This is a genomic window from Micromonospora sp. NBRC 107095 (genome assembly GCF_030269705.1).
Taxonomy (GTDB): Bacteria; Actinomycetota; Actinomycetes; order Mycobacteriales; family Micromonosporaceae; genus Micromonospora; species Micromonospora parva.
This window is the reverse complement of the sequence record NZ_BSTU01000001.1, coordinates 2604126-2630902: the sequence shown is the minus strand read 5'-3', so window position 1 is coordinate 2630902 and position 26777 is coordinate 2604126. Positions and strand designations below refer to the sequence as shown.

The window sequence follows — 26777 nt, the reverse complement described above, 5'->3', positions numbered from 1 at the left end:
GGCACAGATCACGTTCACATCACGGCTGTTCGGCATCCGACGAGAACAGATCGGGCACAGGTGGACTATCTACACCAAATGTACCATTCGGTGGCGTCCGCCCCAGATGCCGCCAGGCAGCCTCGGTCGCCACCCGCCCCCTAGGCGTACGCGCCAACAGCCCGGCTCGCACCAGAAACGGCTCGCAGACCTCCTCGACCGTGTCCGGCTGCTCCCCCACCGCCACCGCCAGGGTGGACAACCCGACCGGGCCACCCCGGAACGAGTCGACCAACGAGGTCAGCACCGCCCGGTCCAGCCGGTCCAGGCCCAGCGCGTCCACGTCGTACACGATCAGGGCGGCGCGGGCGGTATCGAGATCGACCACCCCGTCCGCGCGGACCTCGGCGTAGTCGCGGACCCGGCGCAGCAGCCGGTTGGCGATCCGCGGCGTACCCCGGGACCGGCCGGCGATCTCGGTCGCGCCCTCCGGGGTGATCGGCACCCCCAGGATCCGCGCCGAACGGTGCAGCAGCGTCTCCAGATCCGCCGGGGAGTAGAAGTCGAGGTGCGCGACGAAACCGAACCGGTCCCGCATCGGCCCGGTCAACAGGCCCGACCGGGTCGTGGCACCGACCAGGGTGAACGGCTCGACGTCCAGCGGGATCGCCGTCGCCCCCGGACCCTTGCCCACCACCACGTCGACCCGGAAGTCCTCCATCGCGCTGTACAGCAACTCCTCCGCCGGCCGCGCGATCCGGTGGATCTCGTCGATGAAGAGCACGTCGCCCTCGGCGAGGCTGGTCAGGATCGCCGCCAGATCACCCGACCGCTCGATCGCCGGGCCGCTGGTCACCCGGATACCCGCGCCCAACTCGGCGGCGACGATGTTGGCCAGACTCGTCTTACCCAACCCGGGTGGGCCGGAGAGCAGAATGTGGTCCGGCGGCGACCCCCGCCGCATGGCGCCCTGCAACAACAGGTCCAGTTGGTCGCGGACCCGGTCCTGGGCGATGAACTCGGCCAACCGCCTCGGCCGAACCGTGGCCTCCGCGTCCCGGTCGGCGTCGCTGACGTACGCCGAGACGAGCCCTTCGGTCTCGCTCATCGGGCCGTCGTCATTCGCGACTGCGGGGCTCGCAAACCCGGCTCACTCCTCGCGCTCATCGGGTCCGACCCAGCAACCGGATGGCCTGCTTGAGCAGCACCGGCACCGGCGGGGTCTCGCCCTCGATCGACTCCGCCACCGCGGCCACCGCCTGATCGGCCTGACTGGTTGTCCAACCCAACCCCACCAGTGCCTGCCGGACCTGCTCCGGCCAGCTGCCGCGGGTCACCCCGGCCGACCCGTCGGCACCGATCGGCACCGGGCCGATCCGGTCGCGCAGCTCCAGCACCAGGCGTTCCGCACCCTTCTTGCCGATACCGGGCACCCGGGTCAGGGCGGCGGTGTCGGCGTTGGCGATCGCCTTGCGGACCGCGTCCGGGGTGTGCACCGCCAGCACCGCCTGGGCCAGCCGCGGGCCGACCCCACTGGCGGTCTGCAACAGCTCGAACAGCGACTTGGCGTCGTCGTCGGCGAAGCCGTAGAGGGTCAGCGAATCTTCCCGCACGATCAGGCTGGTGGCGAGCCGGGCGACCTGGCCGACCCGCAGTTCCGCGAGGGTCCCCGGGGCGCAGTGCACGGCGAGCCCGACCCCACCGACCTCGATCACGGCCTGGTCCGGACCCGTCGCGGTCACCGTGCCGCGCACGCTGGCGATCATCGTGCTCCTCCTCGTCGTGCCCGGTCGGCCGCAGCGGCCAGCTTGGAGCGGGTCCCGCCGCGCCACACGTGGCAGATGGCCAGGGCCAACGCGTCGGCGGCGTCGGCCGGCTTCGGCGGCTCGGCCAACCGCAAAAGGCGGGTCACCATCGCGGTCATCTGCGCCTTGTCGGCCTGACCGGACCCGGTCACGGCCGCCTTCACCTCGCTCGGGGTGTACGTCTGCACCGGCAGCCCGGCCCGCGCCCCGGCCAGCACCGCGATGCCGCTGGCCTGCGCGGTGCCCATCACCGTGCGGACGTTGTGCTGGCTGAACACCCGCTCGACGGCGACGCTCTCCGGTTGGTGCTCGGCCACCAGCTCGCTCAGCGACCGGTCCAGGTGCAGCAGGCGCAACGCCAGGTCGTCGGCCGGGTCGGTGTAGACCACGTAGTAGGCGACCAGGGTGCAGGGCCGGCCGGGCACACCCTCGACCACTCCCACCCCACACCGGGTCAGACCCGGGTCGACACCGAGCACGCGCACGCCGCCCCCTCCCCAACCGTCAGCAGTACGTGTGTTCGACACCCTAACCGGCGCCCTTCCCACCAGCCCCACGGGACACGCCCCCGCGGCCCACACCCCACGGGACACGCCCCCGCGCCCCGCGCCCCGCGCCCCGCGCCCCGCGCCCCGCGCCCCGCGCCCAAGATCCGAGCAACTTCCCCGATGTTGCTGTCTCCGATACGCCGGAGGCAGCAACATCCCCGAATCTGCGCGGATCTTGGTGGACCCACACCCCTACCGACCCGCAGGTGCGTGGGTTCGAACACCCACAGCCGCCAAGATCGCGCTCGAACCAGGATCGAGTGGTCACACAACAGCGGGATGCCACTACTTCCTGGTCGAGCGCGATCTTGCGGGCGCGGCACGGCACGGATCGCCACGTCATCCCGACCTCGCCCGTTGATCGACTCGATTTTCAGGAAGTCGCGCTGTCAGAGGCGCCCCGACGCCCCGACTTCCTGAAAGCCGAGTGGATCACTGCGCGAGCCGAGACGGCGCGACGCGGGGCGACGCGACGCGGGGCGGGGCGACGCGGGGCGGGGCGACGCGGGGCGGGGCGGGGCGGGGCGGGGCGGGGCGGGGCGGGGCGGGGCGGGGCGGGGCGCGGGGATGGGAGTGGGCCTGACTGCGGACGGGAGCGGGCGGGTGAGTGGATGGCGGGGGCGGGCGGGCCACACAGCTTCGGCACGGAGTATGTGTCGCCGGCCCATGTGCCGGGGAGCACACAGCTCGTAACTTCTTGCGCCATGACGGCAGAACCCGTGGTGCTCCCCCACGTCGTACAGGTCGACCTCACCGGTCGGACCGCCCTGGTCACCGGGGGCGGCGGCGGCATCGGGCGGGCGTGTGCCCTGCGGCTCGGCGCGGCCGGCGCCACGGTGCTCGTGGTGGACCGCAACCTGGAGGCGGCCAAGGCGGTGGCCGCCGAGGCCGGGGGGCGGGCGGAGGGGGTCGACCTGTCCGACGCCGCGGCGGTGGACTCCCTCGACGCGGACGTGGACATCGTGGTGAACAACGCCGGGCTCCAGCACGTCGCGCCGTTGCAGGACTTCCCCGTCGAGCGCTTCGAGTACATCCAGCGGGTGATGGTGGAGGCACCGTTCCTGCTGATCCGCCGGGCGCTGCCGCACATGTACGCCCGCGGCTGGGGGCGGGTCATCAACATCTCCTCGGTGCACGGGCTGCGCGCCTCGCCCTACAAGGCCGCGTACGTCTCGGCCAAGCACGCCCTCGAAGGGCTGTCGAAGGTGGTCGCGCTGGAGGGCGCCGCGCACGGGGTCACCGCCAACTGCATCAACCCGGCGTACGTGCGCACCGCCCTGGTGGAGAGCCAGATCGCCGACCAGGCGGCCAGTCACGGCATCGACGAGACCGAGGTTGTCGAGAAGATCATGCTGGCCCGCGCCGCGATCAAGCGGTTGATCGAGCCGGAGGAGGTGGCCGAACTGCTGGCGTACCTCTGCTCGCCGCCGGCGGCGTTCATCAGCGGAGCGTCGATCGCCCTCGACGGGGGCTGGACGGCCAACTAGTGGGGCTGAGCACAATGTCGACCATGTCATCGCCGGTGGAGTTCCTGGAGCTGCTCGCCCGAGAGGCCGCGGCCGTCGAGTTCGAGGGACCACTGGTGGCCGCGCGGGCCGCCGGGCTGCCGCCGGAGCGGCTGGCCGAGCTGGAGCAGGCCAGGGCGGTGGCGTTGCGGGTCCGCGCGCTGCTGGAGCGTCGCCGCCGCCGGGAGAGCGAGCTGTCCGGCCTCTACGACACGGTCAGCGACCTGGCCGGGCTGCGCGACCTGGACGACGTGTTGCGGGCGATCGTGCACCGGGCCCGCCACCTGCTCGGCGCGGACGTGGCGTACATGACGCTCAACGACGACGAACGCGGCGACACCTACATGCGGGTGACCGACGGGTCGGTCTCGGCCCGTTTCCAGCGGCTGCGCCTGCCGATGGGTGCCGGCCTCGGTGGCCTGGTGGCCCAGTCGGGCGCCCCGTACGTCACCGCGAACTACGGCGAGGACGCCCGCTTCCACCACACCGGCGAGATCGACGCGGGGGTGGGTGAGGAGGGTCTGGTGGCGATCCTCGGGGTGCCGCTGCGGCTCGGCTCCACCTCGATCGGGGTGCTCTACGCGGCCAACCGTTCGGCCCGGCCGTTCGTCCGGGAGGAGGTGGCGCTGCTGGTGTCGTTGGCCGCGCACGCCGCCGTGGCGATCGACACCGCCCGGCTGCTGGCCGAGACCCGTTCGGCGTTGGCCGAGTTGTCGGCGGCGAACACCACCATCCGGGCGCACAGCAGTTCGGTGGAGCGGGCGGCGGCGGCCCACGACCGGATGACCGCGTTGGTGCTGCGCGGCGGTGGGGTGGAGGACGTGGCGGCGGCGGTGACCGAGGTGCTGGGCGGCGCGCTGCTGGCGTTGGACGCCGAGGGCCGTCTGCTGGCCCGGGTGGGTGAGATCGAGGAGCCGGACCGCGCGGACATCGTCGAGGCGGTGGCCGCGTCCCGGACCGAGGGGCGCAGCGTCCGCCGGGGTCCGCTCTGGTACGCCGCCGTGGTGGCCGGCGCGGAGAACCTGGGCGCCCTGGTGCTGCGCCCGGACGACGAGTTGGTCGACGCCGACCAGCGCATCCTGGAGCGGGCCGCGTTGGTGACCGCGTTGCTGCTGTTGTTCCGCCGGACGGTCGCGGAGGCGGAGGGGCGGGTGCGGGGCGAGCTGCTGGACGACCTGATCGCCCGCCCGCTGCGCGACACCGACGCGTTGCGCAGCCGGGCCCGTCGGCTCGGCGTGGACCTGGACGCCCCGCACGTGCTGGTGGCGGTGGGTGACGACGCGATCGCCGCGACCGGTTCGGCTCGGCAGCGGGTGCTCTCCTGGGCCACCACGTACGCCTCGGCGCGCGGCGGACTGGCAGCGGCGCGCGATGGCCGGGTGGTGCTGATGCTGCCGGGCTCGGACGCCGGCGGCAGTGCCCGCGCGGTGGCCCGGGACCTGTCCCGGGTGACCGGCCGCCCGGTGACCGCCGGGGCGAGTGGTCCGGCGAACACCCCGGCGGCGCTGGCAGTGACGTTTCAGGAGGCGGACCGGTGCCTGACGGCGTTGGGCGCGTTGGGGCGTGCCGGGGAGGGCGCGAGCACCGTGGAGTTGGGCTTCGTCGGGTTGTTGCTGGGCACTGTCGGTGACCGCGGTGAGAGGGACGTGACGGAGTTCCTCAGCGCCACGGTCGGCCCGGTGCTCGACTACGACGCCCGCCGCGGCACGGCGCTGGTGAAGACGCTGGAGGCGTACTTCGGGGTGGGTGGCAGCCTGGCCCGGGCCGCCGAGCAACTGCACGTGCACGTCAACACGGTGACCCAGCGGTTGGAGCGGGTCGGGCAGTTGCTCGGCGTCGACTGGCAGCGGCCCGAGCGGGCGCTGGAGGTGCAGCTCGCGCTGCGTCTGCACCGGCTGCGCGCGCCGGTCGGCTGACCGACTCCGGGCCGCCCGTGCCGACGGCATCGTGCCGTGGACGCCTGGTCGGCGGGCACCCCGCTGACCGACACCCGGTCAGCGGGCACCCTGACCGCCGCCGTCAGCGGGCCCGGATGCCCTCCAGCACCGCGTCGACCACGCGTTCGGGCAGGTCCTTGTCGTCCAGGTCAGGATTCCACTGCAACACCCGCTGGATCAGCATCGGCCCGGTGAGCAGCGCCATGGTCACCTCGACGTCGATGTCGGCGCGCAGCACGCCCTCGTCGATGCCGCGCCGCAGCACCTCGCGCATCAGCTGCCGCCGGGGCTCGATGATGTTCTGGTAGAGCTGGTACTGGTCCGGGGTGCGGTTCACGGCGGGCACCAGGCAGGGCATGATCTTCGCCGCTCGCGGGTCGACGTTGGTGCCGACCGCGCCGACCAGCAGCACCAGGTCGTCGCGGACGGAGGTGCCGACCGGCTGAGCCATGATGCCCTTGAGCCGGCGCAGCGCGTCCAGCAGCAACGCGTCCTTGCCGGCCCAGCGGCGGTAGATGGTGGCCTTGCCGACCCCCGCGCGGGCAGCGATGGCCTCGATCGAGAGCGCCTCGGTGGTGCTGCCCTCGGCGAGCAGGTCGAGGGTGGCCTCGATGATCGCCTCGTCGGCACGGATGCTCCGCGGTCGCCCGGGCGACCGCGGAGCATCAGCAGTGGACGTCATGTCCGACATTCTTCCCGCACCTAGGCCGTGCCGGCCAACTCGGGCTCGGCGACCGGCGCCACCGGGGCGACGCTGGTCTCCTCCTTGCCCGGCATCCAGCGCAGCACCACGATGATCCCGAGCGCGGCGATCACTGCGGAGAGCCCGGCCGCCCAGTGCATGGCGGTGACGAAGGCGTCGTTGGCCGCCGAGATCAGCCCCGGTGCCGCCGGGCCGAGCTGGCCCGCCGCCGCGTACGCCCCGGAGATCGACTCGTTGGCCGCGTCCTGGGCCTGCGTGGGCAGGCCGGTCAGCGCGTCACCGATGTCACTGCGGTAGACAGCGGAGAGCACCGAGCCGAGGACGGCAACGCCGAGCGCGCCGGCCACCTGGCGGATGGTGTTGCTGACCGCGGAGCCCACCCCGGCCTTCTCCCGGGGCAGCGCCGACATGATCGACTCGGTGGCCGGCGGCATGATGTTGGCCATCCCGGCGCCCTGGATGAGGAAGACGAGCAGCACGATCCAGATCGGGGTGGAGGCGCCGATGAAGACGAAGGCGCCGAGTGACACAGCGGTCAGCACCAACCCGACGGCGGCGACGGCCTTACCGCCGTAGCGGCGGACCATCGTGGCGCTGCGCGGCGCGAAGACCAGCTGGGCGCCGGCGAAGGGCAGGAAGAGCAGACCGGTCTGCAACGGGCTGTAGTCACGCACGAGTTGCAGGTAGAACGACCCGAAGAACATCGAGCCCATCGCGGCGAAGAACACCAGGCCGACGATGGCGACCGGAGCGGCGAACCGGGGCACCTTGAACAGCCGGACGTCCAGCGACGGGTGGTCGCTGCGCCGCTCGTGCTGCACGAACCAGGCCAGCACCGCGACGCCGACCAGGATCGAGCCCCAGGCCAGCGGGCGGCCGAATCCGTGCTCGCCGCCATCGATGATGCCGTAGGAGAGGGCGACCAGGCCGACCACGGAGAGCAGGACGCCGAGCACGTCGATGCGGCCCGGGCGCGGGTCACGCGACTCGGGGACCAGCAGCGCCACCAGCACCACGCCCGCGGCGACCACCGGCACGTTGATCAGGAAGACCGAGCCCCACCAGAAGTGCTCCAGCAGCGCGCCGCCGAGGATCGGGCCGATCGCCACGGCGAGGCCGACAGCGCCGGCCCAGACCCCGATGGCCCGACCGCGCTCGCGCGGGTCGAAGACGTTGGAGATGATCGACAGCGTCACCGGCATGATGGCCGCGCCGCCGACCCCCATCAGGGCGCGGGCCGCGATGAGCTGTCCGGGGCTCTGGGCGTACGCGGAGAGCAGCGACGCCAGGCCGAACACCAGCAGACCGATCATCAGGAAGCGCTTGCGGCCGGCGCGGTCGCCGAGCACGCCGAAGGTGAACAGCAGCCCGGCGAAGACGAGGGTGTAGGAGTTGATGGACCACTCCAGCTCGCCCTGGCTGGCACCGAGGCCGTGCACCGGGTCGGCCAGGGTGCGCAGGGCGACGTTGAGGATCGTGTTGTCGAGGACGACCACGAGGAGGCTGATCACCAGCACCCCCAGGATCGCCCACCGCCTCGGGTGTCCCGTGTTGTTCTGCAGTTCCATTCCTGGCTTTCCCCCCATGATCACCCGCGACGAAATACGATACGGGTCAGACTCGTAACGCGAGTCAGCGTACGACGCGCATTAACGATACGGTACCGATCCGTATCGTATGTGGTGGGCGTCACGCCCCGGCGGTACCGCCAGGCAGGCCGCGACGGCGTCCGCCAACGTGCCGAGCCGCACGGCCGGCTCGCCGAGCGGCTCGATCCACCCCGGCCCCGCGCCGTACACCCGAAGGCGCGGGAAGTCCCGGGCGAAGCGCACCAGGCGGTACGCGCGGCCGGTGAGCGGCGTCTGCGACCAGAGCACGACGGTGCGGGGTCGGGCCCGGTGCGCCGCACTGGCCAGCGCGCCCCAGGGCAGCGCCGGGCCGAGATACAGACAGCCGCGGCCCCGCTCGCGCAGCGCGGCGGCGAGGGCGTGCAGCCCGAGGCAGTGCGCCTCCTGCTCGGCGCCGGCCAGCAACACCCCGCCCGCGGGCAGGGCCCGGCCGGGCTCCCGGCGGTACACGTCCATCCCGACCCGGACACCCTCGCTCAGGGCGTGCTCGACGGCGATCTCAGCGGCGGTCCGCCCCGGCACCCGGGCCAGCAGCGGCCCGCAGACCTGCTCCCAGAGCGCCTCGACTCCCCACGCGTGCGCCATCTCCAGCAGGACAGTGGCGACACGGTTACTGTCCAGGTCCTCAGCCGCGAGACAGACGCGCTTGTACGCGACCTCCACGGCATCCGCCGGCATCGAAGCGCTCAGCACCACACGTACCCCCGGGTAGACGGTCTCTACCCGGGGGTTCGCTCGGAGGGCGCGTGGCGGATGCGCCGTCGCGCAATCTCAGCGGCGACGGGCCGCCAGCCGGTGGGCCAACGCGGCGACACTTCCCCAGATGCCGCGCCGGAACAGCACCACGACGAGGACGAATATGCCGCCGGTCACCAGGCCGATCGCCTCGAACCCGGAGAACGACAACCAGTCCTCCAGCCGGACCACGAGGGCGGCGCCGAGCACCCCACCCCAGAGGGTCCCGATCCCGCCGAGCACCACCACGATGACCGCCTTGCCGGAGGTGGTCCAGTGCAGCACGTCCAGGGAGACGAACCGGTGGCCGACCGCGAACAACCCGCCACCGAGGCCGGCGATGAACCCGGACAGCACGAACGCGGTGAGCTTGTAACGGTGCACCGGGTAGCCCAGTGCCCGCGCCCGGGCCGGATTGTCCCGGATGCCGACCAGCACCCGACCGAACGGTGAGTGCACGATCCGCCAGGCGGCGGCGAGCCCGAGCAGCACGATCGGCAGGATCGCGTAGTAGAAGAAGTAGTCGTCGGTGAGGTCGATGCCGAACAGCTCGCGGGGCACCCCCTGCAAACCGTTCTCGCCCTGGGTCACCGAACGCAACTCGTTCGCCACGTAGTAGACCATCTGCGCGAACGCGAGGGTCACCATGGCGAAGTAGATGCCGGTCCGCTTGACCGCCAGGTACCCGATCGGCACCGCCAGCACGGCCGCGGCGAGGGCCCCGGCCAGCACCGCCAGCGGAAACGGCAGACCGGCGTGGATGGCCACCAGCCCGGTGACGTACGCGGAGGTGCCCCAGAACGCGGCGTGACCGAAGGACATCAGCCCGGTGAAACCCAGTAGCAGGTCCACGGCCACGGCGAACAGCGCCCAGCAGAGGATGTCGACCGCGACCGCCGGGTAGAGGCCGTTGGGCAGCCACACCGCGACGGCCAGGCCGACGGCGAGCAGCGCGTACCGAACCCAGCCGGGCGCGCGGGCCACGGCGATCAGCCCGGACGGCGGCGTCGAGCGGGACGCGTCGGTAGGAGTGTCCACGGTGTTGGTCATGCGGGGGCCTCCTCCCGACCGAACAGGCCGGCCGGGCGCCAGAGCAGCACGCCGGCCATCACCACGAAGACGATCGTCTGCGAGACGAGCGGGAAGTCGGAGAGGTACGCCTCACCCCACGCCTGCACCAGCCCGATGCCGAAGCCGGCGGCGACCGACCCGAAGATCGAGCCCAACCCGCCGATCACCACCACGGCGAACACCACGATGATCAGGTCGGCGCCCATCAACGGGTTGACCGCGCGCATCGGCGCGGCCAACACCCCGGCGAGGCCGGCCAGCCCGATACCGAAGCCGAAGACCGGGGTCACCCACCGTCCGACGTCGATGCCGAAGGCGCGGGTCAGGTCCGGCCGCTCGGTGGACGCGCGGACCACCATGCCGATCCGGGTCCGGGTCAGCACCCACCACACCGCGACGCAGAGCAGCACCGTGAAGCCGAGGATGAACACCCGGTACGTCGGGAAGTCGAACAGCCCGAAGTCGACCGACCCGCTCAACACCGACGGCGTCTCGTACGGGCTGGACTGCACGCCGTAGCGCAGCTTCACCAGGTCCTGAAGGATCAGCGTGAGACCGAAGGTGAGCAGGAAGTTGTAGAGCGGGTCCAGTTTGGTGAGCCGGTGGATCACCGCGCGTTCCAGCGCCACGCCCAGCAGACCCAACCCCACCGGCATGATCACCAGGGCGGCCCAGAACGGCACGCCCGCCTCACTGAGCAGCACGTACGCCCCGAACGCGCCGAGCATGTAGAACGCGCCGTGGGCAAAGTTGACCACCCGCAGCATGCCGAAGATGACCGCGAGCCCGAGGGCGAGCAGGGCGTAGAACGCCCCACTCACCAGCCCGTTGAACGTGTTCTGCGCAAAACCACTCATAGCTTGCAGTCCGCCGAGGGCGCGCGGAACGCCTCCGCGGCGGGGATCGTCTTGAGCACCTTCACGTAGTCCCACGGCTCGGTTACCTCGGACTGCGGCTTCACCTGGGCGAGGTACGCGTCGTGCACCACCCGGTGGTCCTCGGCGCGGATCTTCCCGTTGCGCAGGAAGACGTCCTCGACCGTCTTGCCTTCCAGGCTCTTGACCACGGCGTCCGCGTCATCGGTGCCGGCGGCCTGCACCGCCTCCAGGTACTGCCACGCCGCCGAGTAGTTGGCCGCGTGCGCGAACGTCGGCCGGGTGCCGGCCTTCTGCTGGAAGCGGTCGGCGAACTCCCGGTTCTTGGCGTCGAAGTTCCAGTACCAGGCGTCGGTGTACGTGGTGCCGGCCAGCGCGGCCGGGGTGAGCGAGTGGATGTCGGTGAGGAACATCAGCCCCACCGCCAGGCCGACGCCCTTGTCCCGCAGCTTGAACTCGTTGTACTGCTTCACCACGTTGACCAGTTCCGCACCGGCCTGCATGGTGCCCAGCACGTCCGGCTTCGGGTTCAGGGTCGGCGCCTTGAGCAGGAAGGTGGAGAAGTCGCCGCTGGTGTTCGGGAACGGCGCCCCGTCCCTGCCGACGACAGTGCCGCCGGCCGCCGTGATCGCGGTGGAGAAGCTTTTCTCCATGTCCTGACCGAAGGCGTAGTTCGGGTAGAGGATGTACCAGTTCTTGCCGATCTGCTCGGTGGTGGTCTTCCCGGTGCCGTTGGCCAGCATGTACGTGTCGTACGCGTAGTGGAAGGTGTACTTGTTGCAGCTCTTGCCGGTCAGGTCGGTGGTGGCCGCTCCGATGTTGAAGTAGAGCTTCTTCTTCTCCTTCGCCACGTCGGCGACCTTCAACGCGGCCGACGAGGTGGGCACGTCCAGGATCAGGTCGACGCCCTTGCGGTCGTACATCTCCTGGGCCTTGGAGTTGGCCACGTCCGGCTTGTTCTGGTGGTCGGCGGTCTCCACGGTGATGTCGGTGGTCACCGCCTTGTCGCCGTACTTCGCGGTGAAGTCGGCGATGGCCATCTCCACCGCCGCCACCGAGTTCTTCCCGGACAACTCCGAGTACGCCCCGGACTGGTCGTTGAGCACGCCCAGCACGATCTTGTCGCCGGTCAGCTTCTGGTCGCCACTCGACTGAGGTCCGCCGCCGCCGCATCCGGCGACCAGCACCACCACGGCCGACGCCGCGGCCACACCCATCGTCCTGCGCATGCCCACTCCATCCATCCCGCGCGTCGTCGCGCGGGTCGTCGTTGGGAAAATTCAGATCCCGAGGTACGCGAGCAGCTCGCGCTCGCGCGAACGCACCTCGGAGTTGTCCATCGCCTCGGCGACCCGGCCCTCGGCCAGCAGGTAGTGCCGGTCGGCGACACCGGTGGCGAAGTGCAGGTTCTGTTCGACCAGCAGCACTGTCACCCCGTGCCGCTTGGCCTCGCGCAGCAGGTCGCCGACCTGCTGCACCAGCAGTGGCGACAGCCCTTCGGTGGGCTCGTCGCAGAGCAGCAGCCGGGCGCCCATCCGCAGCACCCGGGCCAGCGCGAGCATCTGCTGCTCGCCGCCGGAGAGCATGGTGGCCGCCGAGTCCCGTCGGGTGTGCAGGGCCGGGAACGCCTCGTACACCCGCTCCAACGACCACGGGTCGGGGCCGACCGTGGGTGGCAGCGTGAGATTCTCGGTGACGGTCAAGGTGGCGTAGCTGCCCCGATCGTCGGGCACCCAGCCCAACCCCAGGCGTGCCCGCTTGTGCGCCGGCAGCCTGGTGACGTCCCGCCCGTCCAACTCCACCGTGCCGCGCTGACCGGGATGCAGTCCCATCACGCAGCGCAGCAGGGTGGACTTGCCGGCGCCGTTGCGGCCGACCAGGGTGACCACCTCGCCGGCGGAGACCTCGAGGCTGACGTCGCGCAACACCTGCGCCTCGCCGTAGAAGGCGGACAGGTTCTCAATGCGCAGCATCGGCGACTCCCAGGTAGGCGGTGATCACGCGCTCGTCGGTGCGGACCTGCTCGTACGGGCCCTCGACGAGGACCTTGCCGGCCTGGAGGACGGTGACGGTGTCGGCGAGCCGGCCGACCACGCTCATGTTGTGCTCGACCATCACCACGGTCCGGCCCTGGCGGACCCGACCGATCAACTCGACGGTGCGGTCGACGTCCTCCAGGCCCATGCCCGCAGTCGGCTCGTCGAGCAGCAGCACCTTCGGGTCCAACGCCAGGGCGATGGCCAGCTCCAGGGCGCGTTTCCGGCCGTACGCCAGGGCCGCGGAGGGGGCGTGCGCCAGTTCGGCCAGCCCCACCATGGCCAGCAGTTGGTCGGCCCGTTCGGCGTAGCGGCCCATCAGCTTCGCCGAGCGCCAGAACCGCCAGCCCAGCCCGCTTGACGACTGCAACGCCAACGCGACGTGCTCGCGGGCGGACAGCTGGGGAAAGAGGCTGGTGATCTGGAACGAGCGGGCCACACCGAGCCGGGCCACCTGCTCCGGGGGCAACCCGGTGACGTCCCGCCCGGCCAGCTCGATCCGTCCACCACTGGGTCGCAGGAAGCCGGTGAGCAGGTTGAACAGGGTGGTCTTGCCCGCGCCGTTGGGGCCGACCAGCGCGTGCACGCTGCCCGACGCCACGTCGAGGTCGATGTCGTCGACTGCCCGGAAGCCCCGGAAGTCGCGGGTCAGCCCACGGGCCGACAGGAGCGCTTGCCCGGCCATCGCCTCATCCTCCGCACGTCGCGGCGACGGTCGGTTCGGTGACCGCGGTCACAGGCCCGTCGCGTGGACGAAACCTACGGCGGGCCGCCAGAGTCGAACCATGTCGATGGACTCCATATTCGACCCACGTCTGACGTGCGTGAACTCCACTCCCCGTGCCGTCGACTTGACCGGACCCCCTAGGTTGATGATCCACACAGCCCAACGGAAGGTCCCCACCCCATGCCCGTCGGCTTCACCATGGCGATCGTCTTCGCCGTCGCCCTGGCGGTCAGCGCCGTCGTCGCTCTCGTCGCTCCCGCCCGGCCACTCAAGCGGATGGCCGCCCTCGCGGCGCTCGGCCTTCTCGCCCTCACACTGGTGGTCGGCATCGCCTCCAGCGCCCACTCGGTGCCCATCCGCTCGGTCGGCATCGTCACCAGCTTCGGCAAGCCCACCGGAGAGGTGACCGGATCGGGCCTGAAGTGGGTGGCGCCCTGGCAGAAGGTCGGCGAGTGGGACGCGGGCCGGCAGAAGTACGACCACATCGGCGGCAACAACTGCGTACGCGTGCGCACCGGCACCCTCGCCGACGCCTGCGTCGAGGTGCTCGTCGAATGGCAGGTCAAGCCGGAGAACGCGCCGAAGCAGTTCATGGACTACAAGGGCGACTTCGGCAGCTTCCGCGGTCAGCGGGTGGGCGTGCAGCTCGACAGCGCGGTGAACGACGCCTTCGCCGCGTACAACCCGCTGGAGAAGATCGACGCCCGGACCGGTGACCTCAACGTCGACCTGAAGCCGTTTGCCGCGAACATCAAGACCAGCGCGGAGACCCGCCTCGCCAGTGACGTGGACATCCTCTCGGTGACCATCACCCGGGTCAACCACGACGACAAGACCGAGGGCAACATCAAGGCGTTCCAGGACAAGCTGGCACAGACCCGCAACCTGGAGCAGGACCGCAAGAACGCCGAGATCTCCAAGCAGATCACCGAGACCAACGCGAAGGTGGACAAGGTGACCCGCTGCCTGGAGATCGCGGAGAAGAACGGCGCGAACCCGGGCCTGTGTATCAACCCGGGCATCGTCACCGGCAAGTGACAGCGGGCCGGCCCACCGGTGGCGGGTGGGCCGGCCCCGGTGCTCGGCTGGTCGCTGGCCCTAGGCGAAGCTGAACAGCGGCGGAAACACCAGCACCACGATCCAGGCCCACGCCGCGTACACCGGCAGGTAACCGGTCTGCCACCGTTCGAGCGCCGCGAACGGCGTACGTCGGCGAATGAAGGTCAGCAGGAGCCACGCCGACCACGCGAGGTTGACCAGCAGGATCACGTTCTCGCCGAGCGCTGCCGCCCGGTTGGGCGTACCGCCGTAGTCGTCGGTGATGCGCCCGGTGATCTCTATCAACACCAGCACGTCGATGGCCAACGCGCTGACCACGAGCGCGAGTTGGAGTTTGTCGAACGGGCCGGGCAGGGCCGACGGATCGCGGGCCGACAGTGAGTAGAGCAGCAGCCCGAGCACCACGACCAGCAGGAGGTCGAAGAGGAGCAGCGCCTCACGCTCGACGTCGATGCCGTGGCTGGTCCAGACGACAGCGACGAGGAAGGCGAGCAGGGCGGCCGTGAAGAGCGGGGTGAACAGCCGGGTGAGCACCGGCGCGATGTTCTCGACGACGCTCTGCTTGGCCTCGACGAGCCACCCGGCCACCACGACAGCCGCCGCGGCGCCACCGGGCAGCAGCCACTGCGAGACGAACTCCTCCGGGACGATGCCGATGGCCGCGAACGTGTTGAACAGGAACGCGGCGAGCACGCCGCCGCCGAGCGCCATCAGCACCAGGTAGATGAACCACTCGCCGGTGAACCGGATGAAGTCCATGCGCCGACGCGACGAGCGCCAGTCGTCGGCGACGTAGGCCAGGCCGACCACCAGCCACAGGGCGATGGGAAGGTGGACGCTGGTGACGACCACGGACTGCGAGTCGTCCGCCAGGGGGTAGGCGTTGGCCGCCACCGCGCCGAGGGCGAAGAAAACCGCGAGTGCCGCGATCACCGGCCGTCGGGCGCTCCGACGCCAGGCCAGGTACGCCGCCAGCCAGGGCAACGCGAACAGTGTGAAGTTCCGCGCGTAGAACGCGCCGTCGTCGGCGAAGCTCAGCCCGAACAGCGCCGGCACCTTGACGGACACCAACGCGCCCGCCGCGCAGGCGAGCATCACCCACAGGTCCCGCCGGGAGCGGGTGCCGTCGGCCGGGCCGGCGGAGTCGCCGGTCAGCACCAACTGCTTCCACAACCGCTCCGAGTGTTCCCGGGCGAACTCGCGGGAGAGTTCGTCGAGGCTACCCATCCGTTTCACCGCGACCAGGAACGCCTCGTCCGCGCTCAGGCCGGCGGCGACGAGTTCATCGACGGAGCCGCGTAGGTGGTCTTCCAACTCGTCGGCGTCCACCGCCTGCAACTCCCGGCGACGGAGCACGTACTGGCGCCACTGGGCGAACTGCGCCTCCAACTCCTCCGGGCCGTCGTGTGCCGTCATGCCAGGCCCTCCAACGGGGGTACCGTCAGCGGCGCGCGGTGCTGCCAGATCTCCTTGAGCGCGCCCACCACCGTGTCCCACTGCCGGCGCTGCTCGGCCAGCTCAGCCAGGCCGCTGTCGGTGATGCGGTAGTACTTGCGCTTGCGCTCACCGGCGACCGACTGCCAGCTCGACTCCAGATAGGAGAGGCGCTCAAGTCGGTGCAGCAACGGGTACAGCAGCCCTTCGGTCCAGTCCAGCTCACCCCCGGACAGCTCGTTGATCCGCCGGAGGATGGCGTAGCCGTAGCTCTCGCCCTCGGCCAATATGCCGAGCACCATCGGGGTCGCCGAGGCGGCGACCAGGTCCTTGGCGACCTTCATGAAACCTCCCGCCCAAACCTAGAAGTACGATGCATAGTACTGCTAGGTATATCGCCTGGCGCAACCTCAGCGCCAACACCGGCCCGGCGAAAATCGCTCGAATCCCGATGGTCGGGTCACCACAATGGCCGGTGTGCCGGAGGTCAAGGTGGTGGTAGCCCATCAGGAACGCGCCACCCTGCGCATCGGCGACGTGTTCCTGAAGATCGACGCTGATTCGAGGCGCACCGACGTCGAGGTCGAGGCGATGGCCATCGCGCCGGTCCCGACTCCCGAGGTCCTCTGGCGCCAGCCGCCCGTGCTCGCGCTCGCCGCCCTGCCCGGTACGGCGCTCGGCCGCCTCGGCGAGCCGTCGACCGCGTCGTCGGCGGCGTGGACCGCCGTGGGCGCCGCCGTTCGGAAGCTGCACGACGCGCCGCTACCGTCATGGCCCGGTCGCGACCGCGCCGAGTTGACCTCACAGCTCGACGCCGAGTGCGAGTGGCTCGTGCGCGACGGCGTCCTCCCCACCGACCTGGTCGCCCGCAACCGCCAGGTCGCCGAGGCGGCGCTCCGACCGTGGACCCCGGTGTTCACGCACGGCGACCTCCAGATCACCCACGTGTTCGTCGACGGCGACGAGGTCACCGGTGTGATCGACTGGTCCGAGGCGGGCCAGGGCGACGCCCTCTTCGACCTCGCCACCCTGACGCTCGGGCACGAGGAACGCCTCGCCGACGTCCTCGCCGGCTACCGCGCCGACGTCGACCTCGACGTCATCCGTGGCTGGTGGTCGGCGCGCAGCCTGCTGGCGATCCGCTGGCTCGTCGAGCACGGCTTCGACCCGTTCGCGCCCGGCTGCGAGGTCGACGTCCTGAAATCCCGGCTGTGACGGACGTCAGCTGAGGGTAACCACCCAGCGGGCGCCCTCGCCCCGGGCCAGCCGGTCGAACGCGGTGGGCGCCTCGTCCAACGGGATCGTGCCGCTGACCAGCACCCCCAGATCCAGTGCGCCGCCGGCCAGCTCGGCAGCCAGCATCGGCACCTCCCGATCCGGGTCGGACGATCCGTACACCGAGGAGCGCAGCGTGCGCGCCGAGTGGAAGATGTCCAGCGCGCCGAGGCTGACCATGTCGTCCTTCGCGCCCATCCCGACCACTGTCACCGCTCCGCCGCGCCGGGTGAGCCGCCAGGCGGCACGGATGGTGGCGGCCCGACCGACGCATTCGAAGGCGTGGTCGACGCCACGGCTCTCGGTGCGCGCCCGTACCTCCTTGGAGAGCCGGTCGTCGGAGAGCAGGAAGTCGGTAGCCCCGGCGGCCAGCGCCAGATCCCGCTTCGCCTCCGCGACGTCGACGGCCAGGATCGTGGTGGCACCGGCCCGGCGGGCCGCGCTGAGCACGGCGAGCCCGACGCCACCGAGACCGACGACCGCCACCGACTCGCCGGGCGTCACCCGGGCGGTGTTCCGGACCGCACCCACACCGGTGAGCACCGCGCAGCCGAGCAGTGCGGCCTGCTCGGGCGGCAGCCCGGCCGGGATCGGGATGACGGCACGCTCGGGTACCACCACCGCCTCGGCGAGAGCGCCAAGGCCGAGGGTCAGGTGCAGCGGGACCCCGTCGTCGGTCTCGCCACGCGCCACGGTCGGGGCTGTGGTGGCGGCGCAGAGCCACGGCTCGCCGCGCCGGCACCACCAGCAGGCCCGGCACGCCGGTGCCCAGTTGAGCACCACCGGGGTGCCGACGGCCACCTGCGCGCCCGGCCCGGTCTCGGCCACCACGCCGGTCGCCTCGTGCCCGAGCACCAGCGGGAACCTCGCGGCGAGGGTGCCGTTGACCATGGACAGGTCGGAGTGGCAGACACCGGCCGCCGTGATCGTCACCCGCACCTCGCCGGGGCCGGGCGCGGGCAGGCGTACCCGCTCGACCCGCAGCTCGGCACCCGACCCGCGCGCGACCAGCGCGCGGACGGTGACCGGCGCGGACGCCGCTTCGGTGCCGCCGCCCGGCGCTGCCGGGGACAGCTCGCCGCCGGTCATCGCTGGATCGCCTTCAGCTCGCAGAACTCGGCCAGCCCGTGCACGCCCAACTCCCGGCCCAGGCCGGACTGCTTGTAGCCACCGAACGGGGCGAGCGGGTTGAACGGGGCGCCGTTGATGTCGACGGCGCCGGTGCGCAGCCGCCGGGCCACCGCCAGTGCCGCGTCGGTGTCGGCGGACCAGACCGCGCCGGCCAGCCCGTACTTCGAGTTGTTGGCGATGGCGACCGCCTCGTCGGTGTCGGCGAACGGGATGACGGCGAGCACCGGGCCGAACACCTCCTCCTGGGCGAGCGCGCTGTCGGGGTGCACGTCGGCGAAGACGGTGGGGGCGACGAAGTGCCCCCGGTCCGGCACCGGCGCGTCCGGTCCACCGGCGACCAGCCGGGCGCCGTCGGCGACGGCCCGGTCGATGTGGCCGCGCACCCGCTGCGCCTGCGCGGCGGAGACCAACGGGCCGAGCCGGGTCGCCGGGTCGAACGGGTCACCGAGCCGGTAGCCGGCCACCGCCGTGGCGACCAGGTGGAGGGCTTCGTCGTACCGGTCAGCGTGCACCAGCATCCTGGTCCACGCGGTGCAGGTCTGACCCGAGTTGAGCAGGGCGTTGCCGACGCCCACCTTGACGGCGGTGGCCAGGTCGGCGTCCGGGAGGATCACGTTGGCGGACTTGCCGCCCAGCTCCAGCGCGACCCGGGCGATCCGGTCGGCGGCGAGCCGCATGATCCGCGCGCCGGTGGCGGTGGAGCCGGTGAACGAGACCAGGTCGACGTCGGGGTGCCCGGCGAGAGCTTCGCCGACCACCGGCCCGGTGCCGCTGACCAGGTTCAGCACCCCCGGCGGCAGACCGGCCTCGGTGACCGCGTCGAAGAGCAGGTACGCGGTCAACGGGGTCAGCTCACTGGGCTTGAGCACCACTGTGCAACCGGCGGCCAGGGCCGGGGCGAGCTTCGCCATCACCTGGTGCAGCGGGTAGTTCCACGGCGTGATCGCGCCGACCACGCCGATCGGCTCGCGGATGACGAGGGAGTTGCCGATGTGCTCCTCGACCGGCTCGCGGGCGGCGAGCGCCACATGGTCGCGCAGCACTGTCAACGGAAGCCCGACCTGCACCCGGGTGGCGAGCTTGAGCGGCGAGCCCAGCTCCCCGGCGATGGTGCGGGCGAGGTCGTCGGCCCGGGCGGCGAGCGCCGTGTGCAGCCGGTCGAGGTGAGCGGAGCGCTCGGCGGGGGTGGCGGCCGACCAGCCGGGGAACGCGGCGCGGGCCGCGGCGACGGCGCGGTCCACGTCGGCCGGGGTACCGGCCGGCACCTGCCCGATCAGCTCCCCGCTGCTCGGGTTCTCCACGTCGATCAGGTCGGTGCCGGCGGGCGACGTCCACTCCCCGCCGACGTACAGGTGGCGCCGGAGGCGCAGGGGGTCGGGCAACTGCGACGGCGGGGCGGCGGCGAGGTCCATGTCGTCCCTTCGAGGGTGGGCGATGGGCGATGGCGACGGGGTCGCGAGGGGCGATGAAACTAGCGCTGGGAGTTTGGACGCTACCCGGTGGGCCGGGCGGACTCCACCGGGTCGACGGTGCGGGCGTACTCGGCCGCCAGCCCGTGCAGCAGGGCGTCCAGGCCCAGGGCGAAGGCGCCCTCGTCGACGCTCTGCTGGTGTTCGGCGAGCCGGTGCGCCTGGCGCAGGTGCGGGTAGTGCGCCGCGTACAGCTCCGGGTCCTCGACGAAACCGCGGGCGAACGAGCCGAGCGCCGACCCGGCCACGAAGTAGCGCAGCGCCGCGCCGATGTGGGTGGCGCGGGCCGGCGGCCAGCCGGCCCGGACCAGGCCGCCGTAGACCGCGTCGGCCATCGCGAGGGCGGCCGGTCGACGACCCGGCCCCTGCGCGAGGTACGGCACGATGTTCGGGTGCGCGGTGAGCGCCCGCCGGTACGACCAGGCCCAGTCCCGCAGCGCGGTGACCCAGTCCCGGCTGGCGAAGCCACTGGTGTCGACGGCACCGGTGACCGTGTCGGCGACCGCGTCGAGGATCTCGTCCTTGGTGGCGAAGTGGTTGTAGAGCGACGGCCCGCGGACGCCCAGTTCGGCGGCGAGCCGGCGGGTGGAGAAGGCGGGCAGGCCCTCGGCGTCGATGAGCGCGGTGGCGCTCTCGACGATCAGCTGCCGGGTGAGCCGGGGCTGGCGGGGTCGGGGCACTGCGCTCCTCGCGGGTCTCGGGTCGTGGGGTCTGGACGAATGAAAACTTACACCGCTAGTTTAGGTGTGACCGCTGCGTCCCGCAGCGGCGCACCGCCACGCCGACCGAGGGGGAACCGTGAACTTCGCACTGTCCGACGAGGAACGCGCCGTCCGAGACACCGTGCGCGCGTTCATCACCCGCGAGGTGATGCCCCTGGAAGCGGAGGTGCTCCGCCGGGAACGGGCGCACCAGCCGGGCCTGGACCACTCCGAGGTGCGGGAACTGCAACTCAAGGCGCGCAAGTTCGGCTTCTGGGGCCTGGCCACACCGGAAGAGTACGGCGGGATGAACCTGCCGGCCGTCCTCCAGTCGTTGATCTGGACCGAACTGGGCCGCACGTTCGTGCCGTTCCGCTTCGGCGGCGAGGCGGACAACATCCTGTTCCACGCCACCGAGGAGCAGAAGCGGGAGTTCCTCATCCCGACCATCGAGGGCGAGCGCCGCTCCTGCTTCGCGATCACCGAACCGGGCGCCGGTTCGGATGCGGCCAACATCCGGCTGTCCGCCCGCCGCGACGGCGACGACTGGATCCTCGACGGCGAGAAGACCTTCATCACCGGCGGCCACGACGCCGACTTCGCCATCGTGGTCGCAGTGACCGACCGGGAGAAGGGGGCCCGCAACGGCGGCGCCACGGCGTTCCTGGTGGACCGGTCGATGGGCTGGCGGTCGGAGTTCATCCAGACGATGGGCGAGGGCGGTCCGGCGTCGCTGATCTTCGAGGGCGTCCGCGTGCCGCACCGCAACATTCTCGGCGAGATCGGGCAGGGCTTCACGCTGGGCATGGAGTGGATCGGCAAGGGTCGTTACACCATCCCGTCACACGCCATCGGCATCGCCGAGCGGGTGCTGCAGATGGCCATCGACTACGCCAACACCCGGGAGACGTTCGGCGCGACGATCGGCACCAACCAGGCCATCCAGTGGATGATCGCCGACTCGGAGACCGAACTGGAGGCGGCCCGCTGGCTGGTGCTGCGCTCGGCGTGGACGGTCGACCAGGGGCTGGATCCCCGGCACGCCTCGTCGATGGGCAAGCTCTACGGCGCCGGCATGGTCAACCGGGTGGTCGACCGGGTGCTCCAGATCCACGGCGGCATGGGCTACACCCGGGAACTGCCGATCGAACGCTGGTACCGGCAGGTCCGGCTCTACCGGATCTTCGAGGGCACCGACGAGATGCAACGGTTGATCATTTCCCGGGACCTGCTGCGCGGCTACACGAAGATCGGCGGCCACCTGGCCTGAGTCGTATGCCGTACGCGATCGGGGACGGCCGGGTGCGCGCCCGGTCGTCCCCGACGTCGGGTTTCAGCCGGTCAACGCCGTCAGCGCGGCGTCCACATCGGCCTCGGTGGAGTAGACGTGGAAGGAGGCCCTTACCCGGCCGGCGCGCACCGCCGCCCGGATGCCGGCCGCCGCGAGGCGCTGCTGCGCGTCGGGCACGTCCACGCTGACGATGGCGCTCTCCCCCGGTGGCCGACCCAGCCCGGTCAGGAACCGGTTGGCCAGCGCCACGTTGTGCGCCCCGATCGCCGACACGCCGATCTCGGCGACCACCTCCAGGGCGGGCGCCGCGCCGACCCAGCTGAACCAGGCCGGTGAGATGTCGAACCGGCGGGCGTCGTCAGCCAACCGCAGCGGCGGACCGTAGTAGGAGGCGTGCGGGTCGTCGCCCGCGTACCAGCCGGCGGCGTCGGGGCGCAGCCGCTCACGCAGCGCGGGGGCCAGATAGGCGAACCCGGTCCCGCGCGGATTCATCAGCCACTTGTAGCCGCCCACCGCCACCACGTCGGCCCGGCCGCCGTCGAACGGCAACCACCCGCACGCCTGCGTCGCGTCCACCGCCACCAGTGCGTCGTGCGCGCGGGCCGCGGCCACGATCTCGTCGTACGCCGCGACTGCCCCGTCTGCCGACTGCACCAGGCTGAACGCGACCAGGTCGGTATCGTCGTCGATGGCGTCGACCAGCGACTCCAGCGGCACCGTCCGGACCGTGACACCCCGCTCCCGCTGCACCAGCCAGGGGAAGAGATTCGAGGTGAACTCGACCTCGGGGACCACCACCGTGGCACCGGCCGGCAGCGCCGCCGCGACCGGCGCGAGGAGCTGGGACACGGCCGCGCCGACCGCCACGTCACCGGTCGGCACCCCGATCAGGCCGGCGAACGTTTCCCGGGCCCGGTGCGTCGACTCACCCCACCCCTCCCACGACGTACGACCAACCCGCCAGGCGGTAAGGGCCTCCTGCACCGCCGCCCACGCCGGCTCCGGCGGCAGCCCGTAGCTGGCGGTGTTCAACCAGCCCGGCTCCGGCTGCCACAGCTTCTGCGCCTGCTCGATCTCCATGCCCCGACGCTATGTCGAGCCCGGCGCGACGGGCACTGCCAATCGGCGACCCGCGGCCTCACCGGCCGCGGCCGGCCGACTCGTCGGCGGTGGGCCGCTGGATCCGGGTGAGGCTGTCGGCGAGACCGGCGAGCCACCGGTCGACCTCCACCAGGTGCCGGACGGACCGCAGGTCGGCCCCGCGCAGCAGCGGACGGATCCGGTCCAACTGGTCGACGCAGGTCATCGAGACCGGTGCCGGGCCCGCTGTCCGGCCGTGGGCGACCTCGTCGGCGAGGGTGTCGTACGCCGAGCGCAGGCGGCCGACGGCGTCCGCCAGCAGCGCCGCCGCCTCGGGCCAACCGGCGAGGCAGCCGGGCGGGTTGCGGCGCAGCAGCGCCTCAGCGCCCGGCACGACGTGGTGCCCGGTGCTCAGGACGGCATCCCAGTTCACCCGCTGACCGTGCGGATCGTGCCGCTCCGAGTGGTACTGGCAGTACGACGAGTCGATCAGGACCATCCGCCGACGGACCCGGCTGAGGGCACCCTCGGGTGGCGGGGCGTCGCCGAGCACCGCCTGGACCGTCTCTTCGACAGCGTCGGCGCTGGCCTTCAGGTAGCGGGTGGCGTTGTACCGCAGGTCGTGGCCCGCGCCGCGCGGCCACATCGCCACCCCGGCGAGCACGCCGATCACCGCGCCGAGCAGCACGTCGACGAGGCGGGCCTCGGCGAGCCGCCACCCTGCCGGGCTCAGTTGGGCGAAGACGACAGTCAGCAGCACGGTGAACAGCGCCTGCTGCCACACCGGACCGAGCAGGCGGCCAACGCCGAAAGCCAGCAGCAGGGTGATCGGCAGGACGATGGCGTAGACGATCGGATCAGCGACGACGAGCATCACCCCGCCGCTGACGACCGCTCCGATGATCGTGCCCAGCACGGCCGGCCGCAGCGCGGTGCGGGTGTCGGCGGCCGAGGTGCGCAGGACCGTGAGGGTGGCCAGCAGCACCCAGAAGCCGTGGTTCAGCTGCAACACCCCGGCGGCCACCCGGGCGATGGCGAGGGCCACGGCCAGCCGCAGCGAGCTGTGCAGGTGGGCCGAGCGCGGCGCCAGGTGGGAGCGGAACTGCCACCAGTACAGCGTCCACGGGCTGCGCCGGGCGTACTCGAACAGACCCGAGGAGGCGTGCGGGTCGTCGAGCCGTGCCCCGGCGGCCACCCGGCAACCGACGGCGAAGACCCGCACCTGGTCCGCGAGGGCCAGCACCGTCGCGTCCCGGCACAACCGCTGCACGTCCGGCCCGTCGCGGGCGCTGCCCGCTCCCACGGGGTACGCCGCCTCGGCTCGTCCGACCGCCACGTCCAGGTCGGCGAGGGTCACCGCCGGGGCCTTTGGCGACAGGCTCCGGCCGGCGGCGCGGGTGGTTTCCGCGCACGAGCGCAGCAGACGTGCCGCCGCCAGATCCGGGGTCGGCTCCGGTGGGGCGTCCGCCGCCAGCCGGTCCGCCTCGGTGAGCACCTCCCGAAGCGCGGCCGCGCAGATCCGCAACGCCCGGTCCTGGGCGCCCGCCGCGGTGGGCGCCCACGCCGGAGGGCTGCGGTTCAACTCGATCGCCGCCACCACGTCGTACGCCCGCGCGCGCCGAGTGTCCCGGTCGGCCCCGGCGGTGTGCAGGCCGGTCACCGTGGCGGCGGTGTCGTCGAGGAAGGCGGCGATGCCGTCCGCCGCCGCGGTGAGGCGCTGCCGGTAGGAGACCGGCACCGGGTCGGGCCAGAGGACGACCTCCGCCGCGGCGAGCAGCACGATGGCGAGCGTCACCCCGCCGAGTCGGGCCGGCAGGGTGCCCGGCTGGTACGGCGGGAACGACGCCAGGATGTAGAAGAGCTGGAACGCGCTCGCCAACCCCACCAGGCGCGGGTTGCCGACCCCGGCGAACGCCACCACGAACCCGACGACGAGCATGCCGCCGGCGGCCGCCCACGTGCTCCACGCCAGGAACGAGCCCACCGCGATCAGCGCCCACACCACCGGTAGCGACAGCACGAGGATCCGCGCCCGCTGCGGTGCCGGACCGGGCAGCTGCGCGAACGACCCGGCGGCGATCGTGCCGAACAAGCCGTACGTGGCGAGGGTGGAGTTGCCCGCACCGTAGCGGCAGCCAAAGAAGACGACCGACGCGACGAGCGTCAGTCGTGCCGCGCGTCGCATGATGACGTCACCCGGGTCACGGCGGCGAAGCCGGCCAAGGAGGCTGGTTCCGAGCACGACCGCTCCCCCGGTTCGTCGCAGCAGCCCTCCCCGGCCCACCATTCTCCACCGCGCCCCGCCACGGGCGGCGGGTTTAGCGACGAATCATCGCCGGGAGCTGCCGAGCAGACCGAGCCGGAGAGCCCGCAGCAGGGTGCCGGGGCGGCTCAGGGCGGCCGGATGGTCGAGCATGGTGGTGACCCGACCCAGCCGGGCGTTGAGCACCGGGTCGGTCAGCGACGCCCGGAAGAGCAGGTCCCCGAACCACTTGGTGACCCGGTAGCCGGGCGGGTACGGCCCGTTGACGTGCGGCAGCTCGATGTCGGCGGTGGTGGAGATCTGCCAGGCCGCGTCGACCACCACCCGGACCTGGTCGAAGTACGCCCGCGCCGGCTCGTCGTGCGGCCTCGGCCCGGATCGCAGGTACCTGGACAGGCAGGAGGCGTGCAGCGTCGCGGAGGTCATGCCCTGGCCGTACACCGGGTTGAAGGACGCTACCGCGTCGCCCGCGGCGACCAGCCCGGCGGGGAGGCGGTCGAGCTTGTGGAAGTCGCGGCGTCGGCTGTCGGCCTGGTGGTACGTGACCACCCCGCCGAGCATCTCCCCGTGTTCGGCGATGTCACCGAACATCTGCGGGTAGTGCTCCCGGCAGCGGGCGGTGAAGTCGGCGACGTCGCGGCTGGGCCGATCATCGTCGTAGCCGGCCACCAGCATGATCCAGCGGTCCCCCTCGACCGAGTTGATGCCACCGATCCGGGCGGTACGCCCCCTGCCCGCCATGGTGTGGAAGACCGCCACCCACGCGTCGCTGACCTTCTCGTCGCGCTTGAAGAGCGCCGTTGCGTAGTTCAGCTTGATCGGCATGCGCTGCATGGGCGGACGCGGCCACCCGTGCTCGGCCAGCCAGTCGCTCAACCGGCTGGACCGCCCCATCGCGTCGACCACCAGGTCCGCCGCTTCGACGACGGGCTCGGTACCGCCCTCGGGCACGTATCGGGCGCCGGTGACCCGCCGCTCGTCGAAGAGCAGGCCCTCCGCCCGGCCGTACACCATCCGGATGTTGTCGACGGCGAGGGTGCGCCGCCGGACCAGCGCCTCCAGGAACGGACGCGTGGTGATCAGCGCCGGCCCGGTGCCGGTCGCCGCGGGCGGCAGGCCCAACATGCCGTTCACGAAGACCTTCGCCGTGCCCGGGTCGCGCGGCGGCGGTGGAGCGCCGAGCGCGAGCGCCTCGTCGGCGATGCCGGGAAACCAGCGCTCCAACTGGACCTGACCGGCGGGCAGCAACGCGTGCACCTGACTGCCCTGCGGCACCCCCGGCCGTGGCCCGGCGTCGACGTCGGACGGGTCCCGTTCGACGATCAGCACCTCCTCGGCGTGGTCGCTCAGCACCCGGGCCGCCAGCAACCCGGCCATGCTGCCACCGAACACCACCGCACGTCGCATGACGACTCTGGTCTCGGCCGGTCGTTCGGCGGTCGCTATCTCCGCGAAGAGCCGGGACGGAGAGGGGGGCATGCGATCACTCCTCGGACGGTCGGGAAAGCGTGGCATCCACGACCGT

Annotated in this window: 24 protein-coding genes; 5 read left to right on the top strand and 19 right to left on the bottom strand. The window is 71.9% G+C overall.

Annotated features, from left to right (window positions below; genetic code table 11):
- Positions 1 to 19: 19 nt before the first annotated feature.
- Genes ruvB through ruvC form a run of 3 tightly spaced genes read right to left on the bottom strand, consistent with a single transcriptional unit; the run spans position 20 to position 2269 of the window.
- Entirely contained in the window at positions 20 to 1087 is a 1068-nt protein-coding gene (gene ruvB / locus QSK15_RS12210) for a Holliday junction branch migration DNA helicase RuvB (protein ID WP_285794270.1), read from the bottom strand.
- 55 nt (positions 1088 to 1142) lie between these two features.
- Positions 1143 to 1745 (bottom strand): Holliday junction branch migration protein RuvA, encoded by a 603-nt coding sequence (ruvA, locus tag QSK15_RS12205; protein WP_285794269.1) that lies wholly within the window; start codon positions 1743 to 1745, stop codon positions 1143 to 1145.
- Positions 1742 to 2269, bottom strand: a complete 528-nt coding sequence (gene ruvC / locus QSK15_RS12200; RefSeq protein WP_285794268.1) for a crossover junction endodeoxyribonuclease RuvC — start codon at positions 2267 to 2269, stop codon at positions 1742 to 1744. Before ruvC ends, ruvA begins: the two co-directional genes overlap by 4 nt.
- Before the next feature lie 767 nt (positions 2270 to 3036).
- On the opposite strand from ruvC, the gene QSK15_RS12195 reads away from it, so the two are divergent.
- Both QSK15_RS12195 and QSK15_RS12190 read left to right on the top strand, forming a co-directional pair.
- The gene (locus QSK15_RS12195) at positions 3037 to 3819 is read left to right on the top strand and encodes a 3-hydroxybutyrate dehydrogenase (protein ID WP_285794267.1); all 783 of its coding nucleotides are present in this window, start codon (positions 3037 to 3039) and stop codon (positions 3817 to 3819) included.
- Positions 3820 to 3833: 14 nt separating this feature from the next.
- The gene (locus QSK15_RS12190; protein WP_285794266.1) at positions 3834 to 5753 is read left to right on the top strand and encodes a helix-turn-helix domain-containing protein; all 1920 of its coding nucleotides are present in this window, start codon (positions 3834 to 3836) and stop codon (positions 5751 to 5753) included.
- A 103-nt stretch (positions 5754 to 5856) separates the two neighbouring features.
- Here the strand turns inward: QSK15_RS12190 and QSK15_RS12185 are convergent, their stop codons facing one another.
- The 8 genes from QSK15_RS12185 to QSK15_RS12150 all read right to left on the bottom strand — a co-directional run bounded on the left by QSK15_RS12185 (position 5857) and on the right by QSK15_RS12150 (position 13507).
- Entirely contained in the window at positions 5857 to 6465 is a 609-nt protein-coding gene (locus tag QSK15_RS12185; RefSeq protein WP_285794265.1) for a TetR/AcrR family transcriptional regulator, read from the bottom strand.
- Positions 6466 to 6476: 11 nt separating this feature from the next.
- Positions 6477 to 8045, bottom strand: coding sequence for an MFS transporter (locus QSK15_RS12180; RefSeq protein WP_285794264.1), 1569 nt, complete (start codon positions 8043 to 8045; stop codon positions 6477 to 6479).
- Between the two features lie 81 nt (positions 8046 to 8126).
- Positions 8127 to 8798, bottom strand: coding sequence for a transcriptional regulator (locus QSK15_RS12175; protein ID WP_285794263.1), 672 nt, complete (start codon positions 8796 to 8798; stop codon positions 8127 to 8129).
- Positions 8799 to 8876: 78 nt separating this feature from the next.
- The gene (locus QSK15_RS12170; RefSeq protein WP_285794262.1) at positions 8877 to 9890 is read right to left on the bottom strand and encodes a branched-chain amino acid ABC transporter permease; all 1014 of its coding nucleotides are present in this window, start codon (positions 9888 to 9890) and stop codon (positions 8877 to 8879) included.
- The gene (locus QSK15_RS12165) at positions 9887 to 10768 is read right to left on the bottom strand and encodes a branched-chain amino acid ABC transporter permease (RefSeq protein ID WP_285794261.1); all 882 of its coding nucleotides are present in this window, start codon (positions 10766 to 10768) and stop codon (positions 9887 to 9889) included. Before QSK15_RS12165 ends, QSK15_RS12170 begins: the two co-directional genes overlap by 4 nt.
- Positions 10765 to 12015 (bottom strand): ABC transporter substrate-binding protein, encoded by a 1251-nt coding sequence (locus tag QSK15_RS12160; protein WP_377620932.1) that lies wholly within the window; start codon positions 12013 to 12015, stop codon positions 10765 to 10767. The genes QSK15_RS12165 and QSK15_RS12160 overlap by 4 nt, the downstream gene beginning before the upstream one ends.
- A 51-nt stretch (positions 12016 to 12066) precedes the next feature.
- Complete coding sequence (locus tag QSK15_RS12155) at positions 12067 to 12759, bottom strand: ABC transporter ATP-binding protein (protein WP_285794260.1); 693 nt, start codon at positions 12757 to 12759, stop codon at positions 12067 to 12069.
- Positions 12746 to 13507, bottom strand: a complete 762-nt coding sequence (locus QSK15_RS12150; protein WP_285794259.1) for an ABC transporter ATP-binding protein — start codon at positions 13505 to 13507, stop codon at positions 12746 to 12748. Before QSK15_RS12150 ends, QSK15_RS12155 begins: the two co-directional genes overlap by 14 nt.
- A gap of 222 nt (positions 13508 to 13729) precedes the next feature.
- Here QSK15_RS12150 and QSK15_RS12145 point away from each other — a divergent pair, with 222 nt between their 5' ends.
- A complete protein-coding gene (locus QSK15_RS12145; protein WP_279517276.1) occupies positions 13730 to 14587 on the top strand; it encodes an SPFH domain-containing protein in 858 nt (285 codons plus the stop codon).
- Between the two features lie 60 nt (positions 14588 to 14647).
- On the opposite strand, the gene QSK15_RS12140 is transcribed toward QSK15_RS12145, so the two are convergent.
- Both QSK15_RS12140 and QSK15_RS12135 read right to left on the bottom strand, forming a co-directional pair.
- Positions 14648 to 16024 carry a permease prefix domain 1-containing protein gene (locus tag QSK15_RS12140; RefSeq protein ID WP_285794258.1) on the bottom strand — a complete coding sequence of 459 codons (1377 nt, stop codon included), beginning with the start codon at positions 16022 to 16024 and terminating at the stop codon, positions 14648 to 14650.
- Positions 16021 to 16386, bottom strand: a complete 366-nt coding sequence (locus tag QSK15_RS12135) for a PadR family transcriptional regulator (RefSeq protein WP_285794257.1) — start codon at positions 16384 to 16386, stop codon at positions 16021 to 16023. The genes QSK15_RS12140 and QSK15_RS12135 overlap by 4 nt, the downstream gene beginning before the upstream one ends.
- Positions 16387 to 16510: 124 nt before the next feature.
- Here QSK15_RS12135 and QSK15_RS12130 point away from each other — a divergent pair, with 124 nt between their 5' ends.
- Positions 16511 to 17257: a phosphotransferase family protein gene (locus QSK15_RS12130; RefSeq protein WP_285794256.1), complete on the top strand. Its 747-nt coding sequence runs from the start codon at positions 16511 to 16513 to the stop codon at positions 17255 to 17257.
- 6 nt (positions 17258 to 17263) lie between these two features.
- Here the strand turns inward: QSK15_RS12130 and QSK15_RS12125 are convergent, their stop codons facing one another.
- The 3 genes from QSK15_RS12125 to QSK15_RS12115 form a co-directional block, all read right to left on the bottom strand.
- Positions 17264 to 18406: an alcohol dehydrogenase catalytic domain-containing protein gene (locus tag QSK15_RS12125; protein ID WP_285794255.1), complete on the bottom strand. Its 1143-nt coding sequence runs from the start codon at positions 18404 to 18406 to the stop codon at positions 17264 to 17266.
- Entirely contained in the window at positions 18403 to 19860 is a 1458-nt protein-coding gene (locus tag QSK15_RS12120; RefSeq protein ID WP_285794254.1) for an aldehyde dehydrogenase family protein, read from the bottom strand. The genes QSK15_RS12125 and QSK15_RS12120 overlap by 4 nt, the downstream gene beginning before the upstream one ends.
- A gap of 80 nt (positions 19861 to 19940) precedes the next feature.
- On the bottom strand, positions 19941 to 20597 hold the full coding sequence (locus tag QSK15_RS12115; RefSeq protein ID WP_285794253.1) for a TetR/AcrR family transcriptional regulator C-terminal domain-containing protein: 657 nt from the start codon (positions 20595 to 20597) through the stop codon (positions 19941 to 19943).
- A gap of 118 nt (positions 20598 to 20715) precedes the next feature.
- Between QSK15_RS12115 and QSK15_RS12110 the strand changes: the two genes are divergently transcribed.
- A complete protein-coding gene (locus QSK15_RS12110; RefSeq protein ID WP_285794252.1) occupies positions 20716 to 21888 on the top strand; it encodes an acyl-CoA dehydrogenase family protein in 1173 nt (390 codons plus the stop codon).
- A 63-nt stretch (positions 21889 to 21951) separates the two neighbouring features.
- Here the strand turns inward: QSK15_RS12110 and QSK15_RS12105 are convergent, their stop codons facing one another.
- From QSK15_RS12105 to QSK15_RS12095, 3 genes are all read right to left on the bottom strand, one after another.
- The gene (locus tag QSK15_RS12105) at positions 21952 to 22989 is read right to left on the bottom strand and encodes an aminotransferase class V-fold PLP-dependent enzyme (RefSeq protein ID WP_285794251.1); all 1038 of its coding nucleotides are present in this window, start codon (positions 22987 to 22989) and stop codon (positions 21952 to 21954) included.
- Positions 22990 to 23047: 58 nt separating this feature from the next.
- A complete protein-coding gene (locus tag QSK15_RS12100; protein ID WP_285794250.1) occupies positions 23048 to 25231 on the bottom strand; it encodes an FUSC family protein in 2184 nt (727 codons plus the stop codon).
- An 87-nt stretch (positions 25232 to 25318) separates the two neighbouring features.
- Positions 25319 to 26731, bottom strand: a complete 1413-nt coding sequence (locus QSK15_RS12095) for an FAD-dependent oxidoreductase (RefSeq protein ID WP_285794249.1) — start codon at positions 26729 to 26731, stop codon at positions 25319 to 25321.
- Between the last annotated feature and the right edge of the window lie 46 nt (positions 26732 to 26777).